This is a genomic window from Bacillus sp. SRL543, from assembly GCF_984799205.1.
Genome location: NZ_OZ481794.1, coordinates 17,501 through 32,500 on the forward strand (window position 1 = coordinate 17,501; position 15,000 = coordinate 32,500).

Consider the following 15,000-nt stretch of genomic DNA (forward strand, 5'->3'; position numbering starts at 1 on the left):
GCTCTTAGCTTCCGGCTGGTCGATGCCGCGCCGTGTATAGCACTTTTTTAAGTAGGCCTGGGTGGTTTCTGCTGAAAAGAAGACAGAATAGGAACTCCAGCCTTTGTATGTATTGGTCATCATTATTACCTCTTTTTAATTTTTTGAAAAATCTAACATATCAATCTGTTCTTGACAGTATTTTGTCCAATTGATAACCTACTAATAATATTTTCGAGTAAATGGGGGCTAAAAAGATGTGGGAAAGCAAGTTTGTTAAAGAAGGATTAACATTTGATGACGTATTATTGGTTCCGGCAAGATCAGAAGTGCTTCCGAAAGATGTACAGCTTCATGTGGACCTGACAGACAAGGTACGCCTGAATATCCCGATCATCAGTGCCGGCATGGACACAGTTACAGAGGCAGAGATGGCAATCGCCATGGCAAGGGCCGGCGGTCTCGGCATCATCCACAAGAACATGTCCATCGAGCAGCAGGCTGACCAGGTTGATAAAGTCAAGCGCTCCGAAAGCGGCGTTATCACAGATCCATTCTTCCTCACGCCCGACCAGCAGGTTTTCGATGCTGAGCATCTAATGGGCAAGTACCGCATCTCAGGTGTCCCAATCGTCAACAACAACGATGAACAGAAATTGGTGGGCATCATTACAAACCGTGATCTTCGTTTCATCCAAGACTACTCGATTAAAATCTCAGACGTCATGACAAAAGAAAATCTTGTAACTGCACCGGTGGGAACGACACTGGATGAAGCCGAGAGCATTTTGCAGAAATACAAAATTGAAAAGCTTCCGCTCATTGATCAGGAAGGTGTACTCAAAGGGCTGATCACGATCAAGGATATTGAAAAGGTGATTGAATTCCCGAACTCAGCCAAGGATAGCCAGGGCAGGCTTCTCGCAGGCGCAGCCGTCGGTGTGACAAAGGATACGATGAAGAGGGTTGAAATGCTTGTGAAGGCAAGTGTGGATGTTCTTGTAGTCGATACGGCGCACGGACATTCAAAAGGGGTAATGGACACAGTCAAGCAGATCAGGGATGCTTACCCTGAGGTAGCCATCATCGCCGGAAATGTTGCAACTGCTGAAGCGACAAGGGATCTGATCGACGCTGGCGCCGACGTTGTAAAAGTTGGCATCGGACCTGGCTCCATCTGTACGACAAGGGTTGTCGCCGGAGTCGGCGTACCGCAGATCACAGCGGTTTATGACTGTGCAACAGAGGCCAGGAAGCACGGCAAAGCGATCATTGCTGATGGAGGCATCAAGTATTCAGGTGATATCGTTAAGTCCCTGGCTGCCGGCGGCCATGCCGTCATGCTCGGAAGCCTGCTCGCAGGTGTCTCCGAAAGCCCGGGTGAAACTGAAATCTTCCAGGGGCGCCGCTTCAAGGTCTACCGCGGAATGGGATCGGTAGGAGCAATGGAAAAGGGCTCGAAGGACCGCTATTTCCAGGAAGACAACAAAAAATTCGTGCCAGAAGGAATCGAAGGAAGGCTTCCATACAAAGGGCCGCTATCTGATACGATTTACCAGCTGGTCGGCGGGATCCGCTCAGGCATGGGCTATTGCGGAAGCAAAGATCTGACCGATTTAAGAGAAAAGGCGCAGTTCATCAGAATGACCGGCGCCGGGCTCCGTGAAAGCCATCCGCATGATGTGCAAATCACGAAAGAAGCTCCGAACTATTCTTTATCATAAACAGCCAGGCCATTGCACCGGATCCAGATGCACTGGCGGATACAAGGTCCCAGGTTCTTACCCTGGGGCTTATTTTTTTGCTTATACACGGTACCAGGCACCTATCAGCATCAGCTATCCATTATTGGCCTGCAGATCTAAGGGCCTATATATATTTCCGCCCAATTAATGGGTATTTACTCTGTCTATGTTTTCAGAAACAGATATGTTAAAATAACGAAGGTGTATATAAAGGTTGGAGGGCATTACAGTGAAAAAACATTTTTATCGGAAGTATGTTGCTAGTTTCCTTGTTTGTATGATGGTGATAGGCCTTTTTCCCGGCCTGAATAAGGCAAGTGCAGATGATGCTTTGAATATCAATGCGGATGCTGCGATTGTGGTAGAGGCTGAGACAGGCAAAGTCCTTTATTCCAAGAATGCGGATAAAGTGCTTGGCATTGCGAGCATGACGAAGATCATGACAGAATACCTGCTGCTTGAGGCCATCAAAGAAGGGAAAGTCAAATGGGATCAGGAGTATGCAGTCAGTGAATATGTTTGGAAGGTTTCACAGGATAGAGCACTGTCTAATGTCCCTTTAAGAAGAGATGGAAAATATAATATCAGAGAATTATATGAAGCAATGTCAATTTACTCTGCCAATGGTGCAACGATTGCCATTGCGGAGACCATTGCCGGTTCTGAAAGCAACTTTGTTAAAATGATGAATGAAAAGGCCGAGGAGCTTGGCTTGAAGGAATACAAATTCTTCAATTCCACCGGTTTGAATAACCGCGACCTGAAAGGCTCCCATCCGACGGGCGGAGCAGAGGATGAGAATGTCATGTCAGCCCGGGCGACTGCCAAGCTGGCGCAGCACCTGCTGCAGGACTATCCGGAAATTCTGGAGACGACTGCTATCCCTACAAAGAATTTCAGGGAAGGCACTGACGATGAAATTGAGATGGATAACTGGAACTGGATGCTTCCAAGCCTTGTTTTCGGCTATGAGGGAGTGGACGGGCTTAAGACAGGTACAACCGATTTTGCCGGCTACTGTTTCACCGGAACAGCAACCCGTGACGGGAACCGCTATATCACGGTCGTGATGAATGCCAAGGGTGAAGGGGATTCCGGTTCCTATAAATCCAGGTTCGATGAAACAAGAAAAATGCTTGATTATGCTTTCAGCAATTTCTCCAAAGAAGAAATCATTGCGAAGAACTATCAGGTAAAAGGCCAGAAGACATTGCCTGTAACTAAAGGCAAGGAAGACAGCGTGAAAATACAGGCGAAGGATGCTATCGGGCTTGTTGTGAAAAATGGCGAGAAGGAAAGCTATAAACCTGAGCTTGTCCTTGATAAAGACAAGCTTGATGAAGACGGCAATCTGACGGCGCCTGTCAAGAAAGGCGATAAGGTCGGCTATCTGACATTGAAATCAGATAAAGAAAACGGCCTTGACTTCCTTTCAGGAAATGGCGGTATCCAGGTTGATGTCGTGGCAGCCGAAAGTGTAGAAAAGGCGAACTGGTTCGTGCTGATGATGCGCGGTATCGGCGGCTTTTTCGGAGATCTTTGGGGCAGCGTTTCATCAGCTGTAAAGAGCTGGTTCTAATTTCAAATAATGGCCTGGCTTTATCCGGGAGAAAATAAAATTCCGGAAGAGTCTGATAAAAAAGGGTCCCTTGTCTTGACAGGGACCTTTTTTTATTGTTTATTTTCATTAGGGGAACTGGACGAATTCCTATCGAATTAATATATTTTCCTATAAATTAATGGGTATTTTGCCTGTTAAAAGCAGATGGTATTACAGAAGGGGGACTTTATAGTGAAGACAGGTACAGATCGAGTAAAGCGCGGTATGGCAGAAATGCAAAAGGGCGGCGTTATCATGGACGTAGTCAACGCTGAGCAGGCCAAGATTGCTGAAGAGGCCGGCGCAGTCGCAGTCATGGCACTGGAGAGGGTTCCATCCGATATCCGTGCTGCCGGCGGTGTGGCCAGGATGGCAGACCCCCGCATTGTTGAGGAAGTCATGAATGCTGTAACGATCCCTGTTATGGCAAAAGGCAGAATTGGCCATATCGTGGAAGCCCGTGTATTAGAAGCAATGGGCGTTGATTATATAGATGAGAGTGAAGTGCTCACTCCTGCTGATGAAGAGTATCATTTAAATAAAAGGGATTATACGGTTCCATTTGTATGCGGATGCCGCGACCTTGGCGAGGCTGCCCGCAGAATCGGCGAAGGAGCAGCGATGCTTCGCACGAAAGGCGAGCCTGGAACAGGCAATATTGTAGAAGCAGTGCGCCATATCCGCAAGGTGAACGCACAGGTGCGCAAGGTGGTCGGCATGAACCTTGACGAACTGATGACAGAAGCTAAGCTTCTCGGAGCCCCTTATGAGCTTCTTCTTGAAATCAAGGAACTTGGCCGCCTTCCGGTCGTTAACTTCGCTGCAGGCGGCGTTGCGACACCTGCAGATGCCGCTTTAATGATGGAGCTTGGCGCAGACGGTGTATTCGTAGGATCAGGCATCTTCAAGTCTGACAATCCTGCCAAGTTTGCGAGAGCGATTGTAGAGGCGACTACGCATTATCAGGATTACAAGCTGATTGCTGATTTGTCAAAAGAACTTGGAACACCGATGAAGGGCATCGAAATCTCATCACTGGCTCCTGAAGCTCGTATGCAGGAGCGCGGTTGGTAAGGAGAATGAACATGGTTAAAGTAGGCGTACTGGGCCTTCAGGGGGCTGTCAGGGAGCATGTCCGCTCCATTGAGTCCTGCGGTGCGGAGGCAGTTGTCATCAAACGCAAAGAGCAGCTTGGGGAAGTGGACGGACTGATCATCCCCGGCGGCGAAAGCACCACGATGCGCCGCCTGATCGATAAATACGATTTCATGGAAGAACTGAGGGCGTTTGCCCAGTCAGGGAAACCAATGTTCGGAACATGTGCCGGGCTCATCCTGCTGGCGAAGACAGTTGCCGGCTATGCAGAGCCGCATATCGGTGTCATGGATGTCGAGGTGGAGCGCAATTCTTTCGGAAGGCAGCGGGAAAGCTTTGAAGCGCCCCTTGATATTGCCGGAGTGGCAGAAGATTTCGAAGCTGTCTTTATCCGCGCTCCGCATATTCTGCAGGCCGGCGAGAATGTAGAAGTGCTTGCAAAGCATGATGGCCGCATCGTGGCCGCAAGGGAAGGTCAGTTCCTTGGCTGCTCATTCCATCCTGAGCTGACAGAAGATCACCGCCTTACCGCGTATTTCGTGGAAATGGTGAAAGAAGCCCAGGCGAATTTAGTTTGAATAATAGGTTGCAAATAGCACATAATTGTAGTAAATTATTATAAAATTACATTCGAAACGCATTGACAGGAAATAGTAGCGGGAATCCCATTCCTATAGAGAGCCGGTGGCTGGTGGAAACCGGTGGTGGGACCTTGTGAATCCGTCCTTGAGCAAAAGCATGGAAAGCCCATATCGGCGAGTAAGTGCTTTCGGTTAAAAACCGTTATGGATTTAAGGTGGAAGGCATTTATGCCTTCAACTAGGGTGGCAACGCGGGTAACTCCCGTCCCTTTTTGGGACGGGGGTTTTTTGTTTTTTCGCAGGTTCCGCCCATATGCCTATCGAATGGAAAACTAGGAGGAATCAGCATGCTTGATATTAAATATTTACGAAGCAATTTTGAAGAAGTGAAGAACCGCCTCCAGCACCGCGGGGAGGATCTTGGCGACCTGGGGAAATTTGAGGATCTTGATGTAAGGCGCCGTGAGCTGATCATGGAAACAGAACAGCTGAAGAGCAGAAGGAATGAAGTATCCCAGCAGGTCGCTGCGCTGAAGCGCGAAAAGAAAGATGCTGACAGCCTGATTGCAGAGATGAGGGAAGTGGGCGACAAGATTAAAGCCTTTGATGAAGAGCTCCGCACAGTGGAAGAATCACTGGACAGCCTTTTGATGAGCATCCCGAATATCCCGCATGAGAGCGTTCCGGTCGGTGAGACGGAAGACGATAATGTCGAGGCGAGAAAATGGGGCAATGTCCGCGATTTCAGCTTCGAGCCGAAGCCTCACTGGGATGTTGCCACTGACCTGGACATCATTGACTTTGAGAGGGCTGGGAAGGTTACGGGAAGCCGCTTTGTATTCTATAAAGGCCTTGGCGCCCGCTTAGAGCGTGCTTTATTCAACTTCATGCTGGATCTTCACACAGATGAGCATGGCTATATGGAAGTCCTTCCTCCATACATGGTCAACCGTGCCAGCATGACAGGCACCGGCCAGCTGCCGAAGTTTGAAGAAGATGCTTTCCTGATTGAAAGCGAAGACTACTTCCTGATCCCGACAGCAGAAGTGCCTGTGACAAATATGCACAGAGATGAAATCCTGACGAACGAACAGCTTCCGATCAACTATGCTGCCTTCAGTGCATGCTTCCGTTCTGAAGCGGGATCTGCTGGCCGTGATACAAGGGGGCTGATCCGCCAGCATCAATTCAATAAGGTGGAGCTCGTAAAATTTGTCCGTCCTGAGGATTCTTATGACGAGCTGGAAAAGCTGACTGGTCATGCAGAGAAGGTTTTGCAGATGCTAGGGCTTCCTTACCGCGTGCTCAGCATGTGCACAGGCGATCTCGGCTTCACAGCGGCCAAGAAATACGATATAGAAGTATGGATTCCAAGCTACGGGACATACCGCGAGATTTCTTCTTGCAGTAACTTCGAAGCCTTCCAGGCACGCCGCGCGAACATCCGTTTCCGCCGCGAGCCTAAGGGTAAGCCTGAGCATCTTCATACACTGAATGGCTCTGGCCTTGCGATCGGCCGTACGGTCGCCGCTATCCTGGAAAACTATCAGCAGGAAGATGGAAGTGTCATCATTCCGGAAGTATTAAGACCATATATGGGCAATAAAGAAGTTATCGGCAAGGCGTAAAGCATGCATCTGGGCGGGTGAATAACCCGCCTTAATATTTTTTTGAAATAGTGTTGACTTTGCTTTTGACAGGTGCTAAAATAAATCTTGTCGATACGGAGGTATACCCAAGTCTGGCTGAAGGGATCGGTCTTGAAAACCGACAGGCGGGTAACACCGCGCGGGGGTTCGAATCCCTCTACCTCCTCCATTTTAAAATCAACCATAGCGCATAACTATTGGAGATACATAAAAAGCCGCTGCATATTGCAGCGGCTTTTTTATGATTTTTGCAGAATAAAAAGGCAGCTTTGCATCATGAAAATGAACCAAACAAAAGCCCGGCATTTATGCCGGGCTTCTTTTTGGTATAAGAGGTTATTCTGTACTCCGAAGCACCAAAAACGAAAGTTTATTTCTTCAGCAGCTGTGAATGCTTCAGAAAGACGGAGATTTTTTCGATGACTGGCTCAATGGAAGCTCCTTCGGCCATCAGGTCATAATCGTTGATGTTCAGGCGCAGCACCGGGCAGGCATTGAATGTATTGATCCAGTTCTCGTAGCGCCCATGCATCTCTTCCCAGTAGGACACTGGCGTCTGCTGCTCCATCGGACGCCCTCTTTCCTGAATCCTGGAGAGGATGTCATCAATGGATCCTTCCAGATAAATCAGCAGGTCCGGGTGAGGAAAGTATGGCGTCATGACCATTGCATCGAACAGGCTTGTGTATGTTTCATAGTCCACCTGTGACATGGTCCCTTTTTCATGATGCATCTTGGCAAAAATGCCTGTGTCTTCGTAAATGGAACGGTCCTGGATGAAGCCGCCGCCATATTCGAAGATGCGCTTCTGCTCCTTAAAGCGCTCAGCAAGGAAATAAATCTGCAGATGGAAGCTCCATCTGTCGAAATCTGCGTAAAATTTATCAAGATAAGGATTGGTATCCACTTTTTCAAATGAGGTGCGAAAGCCCAGTGCACCCGCAAGCGCATTGGTCATCGTCGATTTCCCTACCCCGACCGTACCGGCGATGGTAATTACGGAATTTCCGGGTATCTCATACTTATTCCTAAGATTCATGATGATAAGCTCCTTTAATTAAAGATAGGGAAAGGCTGTCCAGAATATATGACAGATCTTCTTTATTTTTCACAAAATCAAGATCATCGCCGCTGAAGCGCAGAACAGGAATGTCGGGGTTCTGCTCGGCAAATAATTTCATGGCATTTTCATAATCAATTGACAGCTGCTCTAAATAGAGCGGGCTGATATTCTTTTCAATTTCCCGGCCCCGCAGCTTGATCCGCTGCAGCAGTGTCTCAAGGCTTGCATGAAGATAGATGATGACATTCGGCCTCGGCATATCATTTGTCAGGATTTCGTAGATCTTTAAATACTTCTGGTATTCGGCAGGACTCAGCGTCCTTTCGGCAAAAACGAGATTCTTGAGAATATGATAATCGGCAACGACTGCCTTGTTATTGGCTAAAAAATGAGTGTTGATGTCCCCAAGCTGCTTGTAGCGGTTGCACAGGAAAAACATTTCCGTCTGGAAGCTCCATTCCTCGATGTTTTCATAAAACTTTCCAAGAAAAGGATTTTCATCTACAATCTCTTTCAGCAGCGCAAATTGAAAATGCTCGGAAATGGCCTTCGCCAGCGAGGTTTTCCCTACGCCGATCGGGCCTTCAACTGTAATAAAAGGTGTCCCCCCCACAGTGTGGCCTCCTTATTGTTCTTTTTTATCTATGTCCATATATCCTTTAAATCGACTTTTAACGACACAAAAAATATTTTAACACACTATGTAGTGGAAGGGATATGGAATTTCTGCCGGCAAAAAATATAAAAAAAGCCATGGATCGGGCTGACCCATAGCTTTTAGTGACTATTTCCGGAAATCTCTCTGCTACTCCCGCTTTGTGACATTGAAATTGTCTGTGATCAGAAGCCAGTTCTGCGGAAATGAAAGGCCGAGCTTCCAGTAGCTCATCCCCCTTAGCTTCAGTTCCTTCATGAGGTCGAACTTTGCCTGGATGGACCTCGCATCCTCAAACCAGACCTCATGCCGCTTCCCATCGGTGCCTGTATAGTTGAACAGCGGAGCCTGTGACTTCGTGTTATAGCGGATGGGCACGTTTTTCTCTGCGGCCAGCCCGATGGCCTGCTGCGGGCTCAATGCCTTGGCGGTGGTGCCCTGGACAAAAGGTAGGGTCCAGTCATAGCCGTACAGATTCTGGCCCATCATGATCTTGGAGGACGGCATCTCGCTCACTGCATATTCAAGGACATCCCGTACAGGGCCAATCGGAGAGACAGCCTGGGCAGGGCCGCCGCTATAGCCCCATTCATAGGTCATGATGACGACAAAATCAACGATTTCCCCATGTGCCTTGTAATCATGGGCTTCATACCAGCGTCCCTTCTGCCCGGCGCTCGTCTTTGGCGCGAGTGCAGTGGAAATGAGCCAGCCTTCCCGGCTGAACCGGGCCTTTGCTTTTCTTAGAAAACGGTTATAGGCCTCCCGGTCCTCCGGGCGCAAATATTCAAAATCAAAATGGATGTCCCTGAAGCCGTACTTCTTGGCTGTTGCGGTTATATTGTCCAGGAATTTATCCTGCACAGGTATATCATTCAGGAGGATCCGGCCAAGCTCATCATTGAACTGGTCATTTTCCTGATTGGTGATGACCATCATCAATACATTATTATTCGCTTGGGCGATGGCCGGGAAATTATTGAGGAGCGGTTCTTTAAGTCCGCCATCCCTCAGTGCCTGAAAGCTGAAGGGCGCCAGATACGTAAGGTAAGGCGCAGCCTCCCGTGCTCCTTCCTCAAGTGCAGGCGCAACCGATGTGCCCCGCGGTTCTACATAGGCATTGAATTCAGCCGCTGCTTTCGGCCTCGGCGGCAGATAGAGGCGCAATCCCGGCTGGAGAGGCTGGGAAGGCGATATACGATTGATGCTTGCAATTTCCTGCACTGGGATTCCTGTCCGCCGGGAAATGGCCGACAAGGTATCTCCCGGCTGTACCCAGTAAAAGCGCCCTGTGATCGGGATAACAAGCGCCTGGCCCACAACAAGCCTGTCGGGATTGGGGAGTTCATTGGCCTGTGAAATATCTGCTGCCGTCGTGCCGTAGGCCTGTGCGATCCCTGTCAGGGACTGCCCGGCGCGCACTACATGGATTTGCATACTCTTTTCCCCCTTAATGGCAAAATCGCGCTACCATTATTCTATGAAGGGAAATAGGCTGAAATGTTATTTTTCTCTGAGAAGGGTTCTGTTTTGGCATTGAGGACATTTTTCATCATTTTCAATGCATTCTCGTTGTCATGATCATCATTGGATGCCAGACAATTCTCAGGGACATATAAGCTGTATTCTCTCATATAGGCGTCATTCGCTGTAAAGAGGACGCATATATTTCCGGCAACACCGGTGACGATCAGATTTTTGGCATTCAATTGCAGGAGCAGCGTGTTCAGGGCAGTGCCGTAAAAAGCAGAGTGCTTCGGTTTGATCAGGAAATAGTCATCATCAGAGGGATACAGGCGGTCAATGATTTCCCTGCTGCTATTATTACTGCAGTAATCGGCGATCTTTTCAAAGTCAGCTTGCCAAAGGCTGTAATGATCATTAACATAGATGACAGGAATAGCTTCAGAAGCGCACTTTTCCTTTAATGTTTTTATCGGCTGGCTGATTTTTTGGGCTTTTTCAGCTAAAACATCACCTTCCGGAAAATTAAAATCATTGATCATGTCTATAATTAAGAGTGCTGTAGAAGATTCTTTCATGGTGGATCTCTCCTTTGGATCTATTGTGAGCACTAAAAGCTATATACACCCTTGGTATATTTTTAAACATAAGGGATGGAAGGAAAAAGATGAATATAACTTACAATGATGATTATTATATGAAGGAAGCAATAGAAGAAGCGAAAAAGGCAGGAGAGCTTGGGGAAGTGCCGATCGGGGCGGTTGTGGTCCTGGACGGAGAGGTCATCGCCCGCGCCCACAATCTCCGCGAGTCGAATCAGAATGCCGTCGCCCATGCCGAGCTCCTTGCCATTGAAGAAGCCTGCGGCAGGCGGGGGACATGGAGGCTGGAGGATGCTGTGCTTTACGTTACACTAGAGCCGTGCGCCATGTGTTCTGGAGCCATCATCCTCTCCCGCATCAGCAGGGTTGTATATGGCGCGGCCGATCCTAAGGGCGGCTGTGCGGGGACCTTTATGAACCTTCTTCAGGATGAAAGGTTCAACCACCAGAGCGAGGTGGTGCCCGGGATGCTGGAAGAAGAATGCAGCAGTCTGCTGACCGAATTCTTCCGAGCCCTGCGCGAGCGGAAAAAGGAAGAGAAAAAGCAGCGAAAGCAGCTGCTGGGTCTGCAAGAAGGAATTGACAGGCCATAGGCATTGCAATTTTGTCCGAAACTTAGTATACTGATTATGCGTCACAAACGACGCAACCAAATATGGTATCAATTTTGCCGTGCTAAGCGGGGAGGTAGCGGTGCCCTGTACTCGCAATCCGCTCTAGCGAGGCTGAACTCCTTCCTGAGGCTGGTGTCCTGTAGGGCCTGCCTTAAGTAAGTGGTGTTGACGCCCGGGTCCTGCGCAATGGGAATCCATGAACCATGTCAGGTCCGGAAGGAAGCAGCATTAAGTGGTCCCTCCCATGTGCCGCAGGGTTGCCTGGGCCGAGCTAACTGCTTAAGTAACGCTTATGGGAGCCAGTCGACGGAAGGTGCACGGCAGTTATAATCATAATAGCAAAGCTCATCCCGGTCAGGGGTGGGTTTTTTTATGTCCAATCAGATTGGAAAATTGCTCCTCCGGATATTTGCAATCCTTTTTGGAAAATAGGAACTGATACGGTATAATAGAGATAGAAAAGCAGTTAGGAAGGGGGCGTGAAGATGAGTTACCAGGCATTATATCGTGTCTGGCGTCCGCAGCAGTTCATTGATGTTGTAGGGCAGGAACACGTAACCAAAACATTGCAGAACGCCCTGCTTCAGCAGAAAACCTCTCATGCATACTTATTTTCCGGGCCCAGGGGCACGGGAAAGACGAGTGCGGCCAAAATTCTGGCCAAAACCGTCAACTGTGAAAGAGCTCCGATCAGCGAGCCTTGCAATGAGTGCGATTCCTGCATCGGCATTACGAATGGCTCCATACCGGACGTAATCGAAATCGATGCGGCCTCCAACAATGGTGTGGAAGAAATTCGGGATATTAGGGACAAAGTCAAATATGCACCCAGTGCAGTCAAATATAAAGTATACATCGTCGATGAGGTCCATATGCTCTCGATCGGCGCCTTCAATGCACTGCTGAAAACACTTGAAGAGCCGCCGAAGCATGTCATGTTCATCCTCGCTACGACGGAGCCCCATAAAATCCCGCTCACGATCATTTCGAGGTGCCAGCGCTTTGACTTTAAGCGGATTACGGCCCAGTCGATCGTCGGGCGGATGAAAATGATAGTGGATGAGACCGGGGTGCAGTATGAAGAAAATGCCCTCCATATTGTGGCCCGCGCCGCCGAGGGCGGAATGAGGGATGCCTTAAGCCTCCTTGACCAGGCAATATCCTTCAGCCAGGACAGGGTGACGTCGGAGGATGCCCTCACAGTCACAGGCGCCGTTTCCCAGGGATTCCTGAACAAGCTGTCCAGGAATGTCATGGAAAAAGATGCTGCAGGTGCACTGGAGTCGCTGGAGACTCTCCTGTTCCAGGGGAAGGATCCTTCCAGGTTCATCGAGGATTTCATCCTGTATTACAGGGACATGCTTTTATATAAAGCAGCGCCTTCACTGGATGAGTCGCTCGAGCGTGTCATGCTCGATGAGGAATTCAAGGCGCTCGCTGAAGAAACAGATCCGCAGCAGTTGTACAGCCTGATTGAAATCCTGAATAAGGCCCAGCAGGAAATGCGCTGGACCAATCATCCAAGAATCTTCCTTGAAGTAGCCATCATGAAGCTCTGCCAGCTTGAAGGCACGGAGAAGAAAGCGGCTGCTGATATCGAGCCTCTCATAAAAAAGATCGAGCAGCTGCAAGAAGAGCTGGCCGAGCTGAAGAAAAATGGTGTCGCCGCATCGGGTGCGCCAGAGCCTGCCCAGAAGAAACAGGCACAGAGAACCTCGAGAAAAGGATTCCAGGCTCCCGAAGGAAAGATTAACGAAATCCTGAAGAATGCAACGAAAAATGACTTGAATGCAGTTAAAAGCAAATGGGGCGATATGCTCGGGAAGCTTGTCCATAACCAGATGCGCTCCCAGGCTGCTTTGCTGAATGAAGCAGAGCCGGTCGCTTCCTCAACGGATGCGTTCATCATCAAATTTAAATATGAAATACACTGTCAAATGGCCATGGATAATGCTAAATTTATAGAAACGATATCCGGGGCCATCCAGGAACTGACCGGACAAAGGAAGCAGGTTGTCGGGGTGCCTGACGAACAGTGGCAGCGGATACGTGGCAGCTTCCTGAACAGCGGCCATCGCGATGAGCCTTCCGAAGGCAGCGGGCTGGGGGTGCCGGAAGACGACCTGGTCGTATCCGAAGCACAAAAGCTGTTCGGGGATTTAGTCGAAGTCAAAGAATAAAACAATTTGGAGGTAAAGAATATGCGTGGAATGGGCAATATGCAAAACATGATGAAGCAAATGCAGAAAATGCAGAAGAAAATGGCCGAGGCTCAGGAAGAGCTTGGAGACAAGAGAATAGAAGGGACTGCAGGCGGCGGGATGGTTACAGTCATCGTTTCCGGACACAAACAAGTCCTTGAAGTCAATATTAAAGAAGAAGTAGTAGATCCGGAAGATATCGATATGCTTCAGGACCTTGTACTTGCAGCGACAAATGACGCCCTTAAAAAGGCTGACGATCTGACGAATGATACAATGGGGCAGTTTACAAAAGGAATGAACCTGCCTGGAATGTTCTAAAGCAAAGCGGAGTTGAATCTCCGCTTTAAAAATGCCTGAAAAAGCAAAAAAGGCCCGAATACAATGGGGGCAGGCAAAAGTGCGGCAGGTTACAGGCATTGTCTTATGCTGTCGCCGATGAGCAAGCGCCCTCCGCATTTCGGATTGTCCAGCTGCAGCGGCTAGGGGCTCGAGTCATAAGTCAGCCTGGCTAAAAGGTTAAAGAGCAAACCTTTCATCCAGTCTGCCTTATGCTTGTCGCCCCTGAACAAGCCACTTCCGCATTTCTTGATTGTCCAGCTGCGGGCGCTAGCCCCTCGAGTCTTAAGCCACACAAGAATTGAAGGCAAAGAACGCCTTCTATTCTTGCGCGTCTTAAGCTTGTCGGGGCTGAGCAAGCGCCCTCCGCATTTCTATATAGGAGGAGTATTATGCATTATCCTGAACCGATATCTAAGTTGATAGACAGCTTTATGAAGCTGCCGGGGATCGGCCCGAAAACAGCCGCTCGCCTGGCTTTTTTTGTCCTTGGTATGAAGGAAGACACTGTTCTTGATTTTGCTAAGGCTCTGGTGAATGCCAAACGTAATTTATCTTACTGTTCGGTGTGCGGCCATATTACCGATCAGGATCCCTGCTATATCTGCGAGGATCAGCGCAGGGACCGGAGTATAATTTGTGTGCTGCAGGATCCAAAGGATGTTATCGCCATGGAAAAAATGAAGGAATTTAACGGCCTGTACCATGTACTCCACGGCGCTATTTCCCCGATGGACGGAATAGGGCCTGAAGATATCAATATACCTGACCTTTTAAAAAGGCTGCAGGATGAGACGGTGGAAGAAGTTATACTTGCCACCAATCCAAATATTGAAGGGGAAGCGACAGCGATGTACATTTCCCGCCTTCTCAAGCCATCAGGGATTAAGATTACGAGGATTGCCCACGGCCTGCCGGTGGGCGGAGATCTGGAATACGCAGATGAAGTCACTCTTTCCAAGGCGCTTGAGGGAAGAAGAGAGGTTTAAGCAGGGGGTGTACACATGTTTTTCCGCAAAAAAGGAAAGCTCCGCAACGAATTTGATGGCCGGCTTCTAGGACAGCTTAATAGCCTGAAGGAAGAATGGTATAACCAAAAGCGGCTGCTTGATAAAAGCTTTGATCCTTCCGCAGAAATATTAGCGCAAACCAAATTGGCGGAGGCCAAGTACTTTTACTTGTTTAAGGAAGCAAAGGCCAGAAAAATATCCGTCAGATGAACAAAGGGCCAATCAGGTCTTTTTTCATCCTTCTTCTCATAAATTTGTAGTACAGGCAATGGGAGAGGATGATGAGGAATGGAACCGATACTGGTAATAACCATTTTGGGCGGGCTGATATTGTTATTACTATTTATAGGGGCTCCGTTTAAGCCGCTTAAATTTTTGGGACAGGGAGTCATCAAAATTCTGA

Annotated in this window: 16 protein-coding genes, 1 tRNA gene, 1 other RNA gene and 1 other annotated feature (2 of these 19 only partly in view); of the genes, 13 read left to right on the forward strand and 5 right to left on the reverse strand. The window is 48.7% G+C overall.

The window, feature by feature from the left end; genetic code table 11:
- Positions 1-120, reverse strand: partial view of a YaaC family protein gene (locus AC4E8B_RS00075; protein ID WP_490219412.1) — the 5' end (the start) only. 840 nt of this gene lie to the left of the window's left edge; the window shows 120 of its 960 coding nt (coding positions 1-120); it begins with the start codon at positions 118-120; its stop codon lies beyond the left edge, outside the window.
- A 116-nt stretch (positions 121-236) separates the two neighbouring features.
- Between AC4E8B_RS00075 and guaB the strand changes: the two genes are divergently transcribed.
- The 6 genes from guaB to AC4E8B_RS00105 all read left to right on the forward strand — a co-directional run bounded on the left by guaB (position 237) and on the right by AC4E8B_RS00105 (position 6,818).
- Positions 237-1,703, forward strand: coding sequence for an IMP dehydrogenase (guaB, locus tag AC4E8B_RS00080; protein WP_490216291.1), 1,467 nt, complete (start codon positions 237-239; stop codon positions 1,701-1,703).
- Between the two features lie 250 nt (positions 1,704-1,953).
- Positions 1,954-3,303, forward strand: coding sequence for a serine hydrolase (locus AC4E8B_RS00085; protein ID WP_490216293.1), 1,350 nt, complete (start codon positions 1,954-1,956; stop codon positions 3,301-3,303).
- 210 nt (positions 3,304-3,513) lie between these two features.
- Complete coding sequence (gene pdxS, locus AC4E8B_RS00090) at positions 3,514-4,398, forward strand: pyridoxal 5'-phosphate synthase lyase subunit PdxS (protein ID WP_490219414.1); 885 nt, start codon at positions 3,514-3,516, stop codon at positions 4,396-4,398.
- 11 nt (positions 4,399-4,409) lie between these two features.
- Entirely contained in the window at positions 4,410-4,997 is a 588-nt protein-coding gene (pdxT, locus tag AC4E8B_RS00095) for a pyridoxal 5'-phosphate synthase glutaminase subunit PdxT (protein ID WP_490216295.1), read from the forward strand.
- 53 nt (positions 4,998-5,050) lie between these two features.
- Positions 5,051-5,273: a binding site (T-box leader), on the forward strand.
- Between the two features lie 74 nt (positions 5,274-5,347).
- Positions 5,348-6,628 carry a serine--tRNA ligase gene (gene serS / locus AC4E8B_RS00100; RefSeq protein WP_490216296.1) on the forward strand — a complete coding sequence of 427 codons (1,281 nt, stop codon included), beginning with the start codon at positions 5,348-5,350 and terminating at the stop codon, positions 6,626-6,628.
- A gap of 97 nt (positions 6,629-6,725) precedes the next feature.
- Positions 6,726-6,818, forward strand: a tRNA-Ser gene (locus tag AC4E8B_RS00105).
- Between the two features lie 201 nt (positions 6,819-7,019).
- On the opposite strand, the gene AC4E8B_RS00110 is transcribed toward AC4E8B_RS00105, so the two are convergent.
- From AC4E8B_RS00110 to AC4E8B_RS00125, 4 genes are all read right to left on the reverse strand, one after another.
- Positions 7,020-7,688 carry a deoxynucleoside kinase gene (locus AC4E8B_RS00110; protein ID WP_490216298.1) on the reverse strand — a complete coding sequence of 223 codons (669 nt, stop codon included), beginning with the start codon at positions 7,686-7,688 and terminating at the stop codon, positions 7,020-7,022.
- Positions 7,678-8,325: a deoxynucleoside kinase gene (locus AC4E8B_RS00115; RefSeq protein WP_490216300.1), complete on the reverse strand. Its 648-nt coding sequence runs from the start codon at positions 8,323-8,325 to the stop codon at positions 7,678-7,680. The genes AC4E8B_RS00110 and AC4E8B_RS00115 overlap by 11 nt, the downstream gene beginning before the upstream one ends.
- A 192-nt stretch (positions 8,326-8,517) precedes the next feature.
- Positions 8,518-9,804 carry a glycoside hydrolase family 18 protein gene (locus tag AC4E8B_RS00120; RefSeq protein ID WP_490216301.1) on the reverse strand — a complete coding sequence of 429 codons (1,287 nt, stop codon included), beginning with the start codon at positions 9,802-9,804 and terminating at the stop codon, positions 8,518-8,520.
- 41 nt (positions 9,805-9,845) lie between these two features.
- Positions 9,846-10,409 (reverse strand): cysteine hydrolase family protein, encoded by a 564-nt coding sequence (locus AC4E8B_RS00125; protein WP_490216303.1) that lies wholly within the window; start codon positions 10,407-10,409, stop codon positions 9,846-9,848.
- An 89-nt stretch (positions 10,410-10,498) separates the two neighbouring features.
- On the opposite strand from AC4E8B_RS00125, the gene tadA reads away from it, so the two are divergent.
- The 7 genes from tadA to AC4E8B_RS00160 form a co-directional block, all read left to right on the forward strand.
- Positions 10,499-11,026: a tRNA adenosine(34) deaminase TadA gene (tadA, locus tag AC4E8B_RS00130; protein ID WP_490216305.1), complete on the forward strand. Its 528-nt coding sequence runs from the start codon at positions 10,499-10,501 to the stop codon at positions 11,024-11,026.
- A 77-nt stretch (positions 11,027-11,103) separates the two neighbouring features.
- Positions 11,104-11,368, forward strand: an RNA gene (gene ffs, locus AC4E8B_RS00135) — signal recognition particle sRNA large type.
- 164 nt (positions 11,369-11,532) lie between these two features.
- Positions 11,533-13,227 (forward strand): DNA polymerase III subunit gamma/tau, encoded by a 1,695-nt coding sequence (dnaX, locus tag AC4E8B_RS00140; protein WP_490216307.1) that lies wholly within the window; start codon positions 11,533-11,535, stop codon positions 13,225-13,227.
- Between the two features lie 21 nt (positions 13,228-13,248).
- Entirely contained in the window at positions 13,249-13,569 is a 321-nt protein-coding gene (locus AC4E8B_RS00145) for a YbaB/EbfC family nucleoid-associated protein (RefSeq protein WP_490216309.1), read from the forward strand.
- Positions 13,570-13,979: 410 nt separating this feature from the next.
- The gene (gene recR / locus AC4E8B_RS00150) at positions 13,980-14,576 is read left to right on the forward strand and encodes a recombination mediator RecR (RefSeq protein WP_490216311.1); all 597 of its coding nucleotides are present in this window, start codon (positions 13,980-13,982) and stop codon (positions 14,574-14,576) included.
- Between the two features lie 15 nt (positions 14,577-14,591).
- Entirely contained in the window at positions 14,592-14,807 is a 216-nt protein-coding gene (locus AC4E8B_RS00155; protein ID WP_490216313.1) for a YaaL family protein, read from the forward strand.
- Between the two features lie 78 nt (positions 14,808-14,885).
- Positions 14,886-15,000, forward strand: partial view of a pro-sigmaK processing inhibitor BofA family protein gene (locus AC4E8B_RS00160; protein ID WP_490216315.1) — the 5' portion only. It continues 149 nt past the right edge of the window; 115 of the gene's 264 nt are visible here — the first part of the coding sequence; the start codon lies at positions 14,886-14,888; its stop codon lies beyond the right edge, outside the window.

Coding starts and splice junctions, on each gene's coding strand:
- dnaX (WP_490216307.1), top strand. CDS start 11,533: ATGAGTTACCAGGCATTATATCGTGTCTGGCGTCCGCAGCAGTTCATT.
- serS (WP_490216296.1), top strand. CDS start 5,348: ATGCTTGATATTAAATATTTACGAAGCAATTTTGAAGAAGTGAAGAAC.
- AC4E8B_RS00155 (WP_490216313.1), top strand. CDS start 14,592: ATGTTTTTCCGCAAAAAAGGAAAGCTCCGCAACGAATTTGATGGCCGG.
- AC4E8B_RS00120 (WP_490216301.1), bottom strand. CDS start 9,804: ATGCAAATCCATGTAGTGCGCGCCGGGCAGTCCCTGACAGGGATCGCA.
- AC4E8B_RS00145 (WP_490216309.1), top strand. CDS start 13,249: ATGCGTGGAATGGGCAATATGCAAAACATGATGAAGCAAATGCAGAAA.
- pdxT (WP_490216295.1), top strand. CDS start 4,410: ATGGTTAAAGTAGGCGTACTGGGCCTTCAGGGGGCTGTCAGGGAGCAT.
- tadA (WP_490216305.1), top strand. CDS start 10,499: ATGAATATAACTTACAATGATGATTATTATATGAAGGAAGCAATAGAA.
- recR (WP_490216311.1), top strand. CDS start 13,980: ATGCATTATCCTGAACCGATATCTAAGTTGATAGACAGCTTTATGAAG.
- guaB (WP_490216291.1), top strand. CDS start 237: ATGTGGGAAAGCAAGTTTGTTAAAGAAGGATTAACATTTGATGACGTA.
- AC4E8B_RS00125 (WP_490216303.1), bottom strand. CDS start 10,409: ATGAAAGAATCTTCTACAGCACTCTTAATTATAGACATGATCAATGAT.
- AC4E8B_RS00110 (WP_490216298.1), bottom strand. CDS start 7,688: ATGAATCTTAGGAATAAGTATGAGATACCCGGAAATTCCGTAATTACC.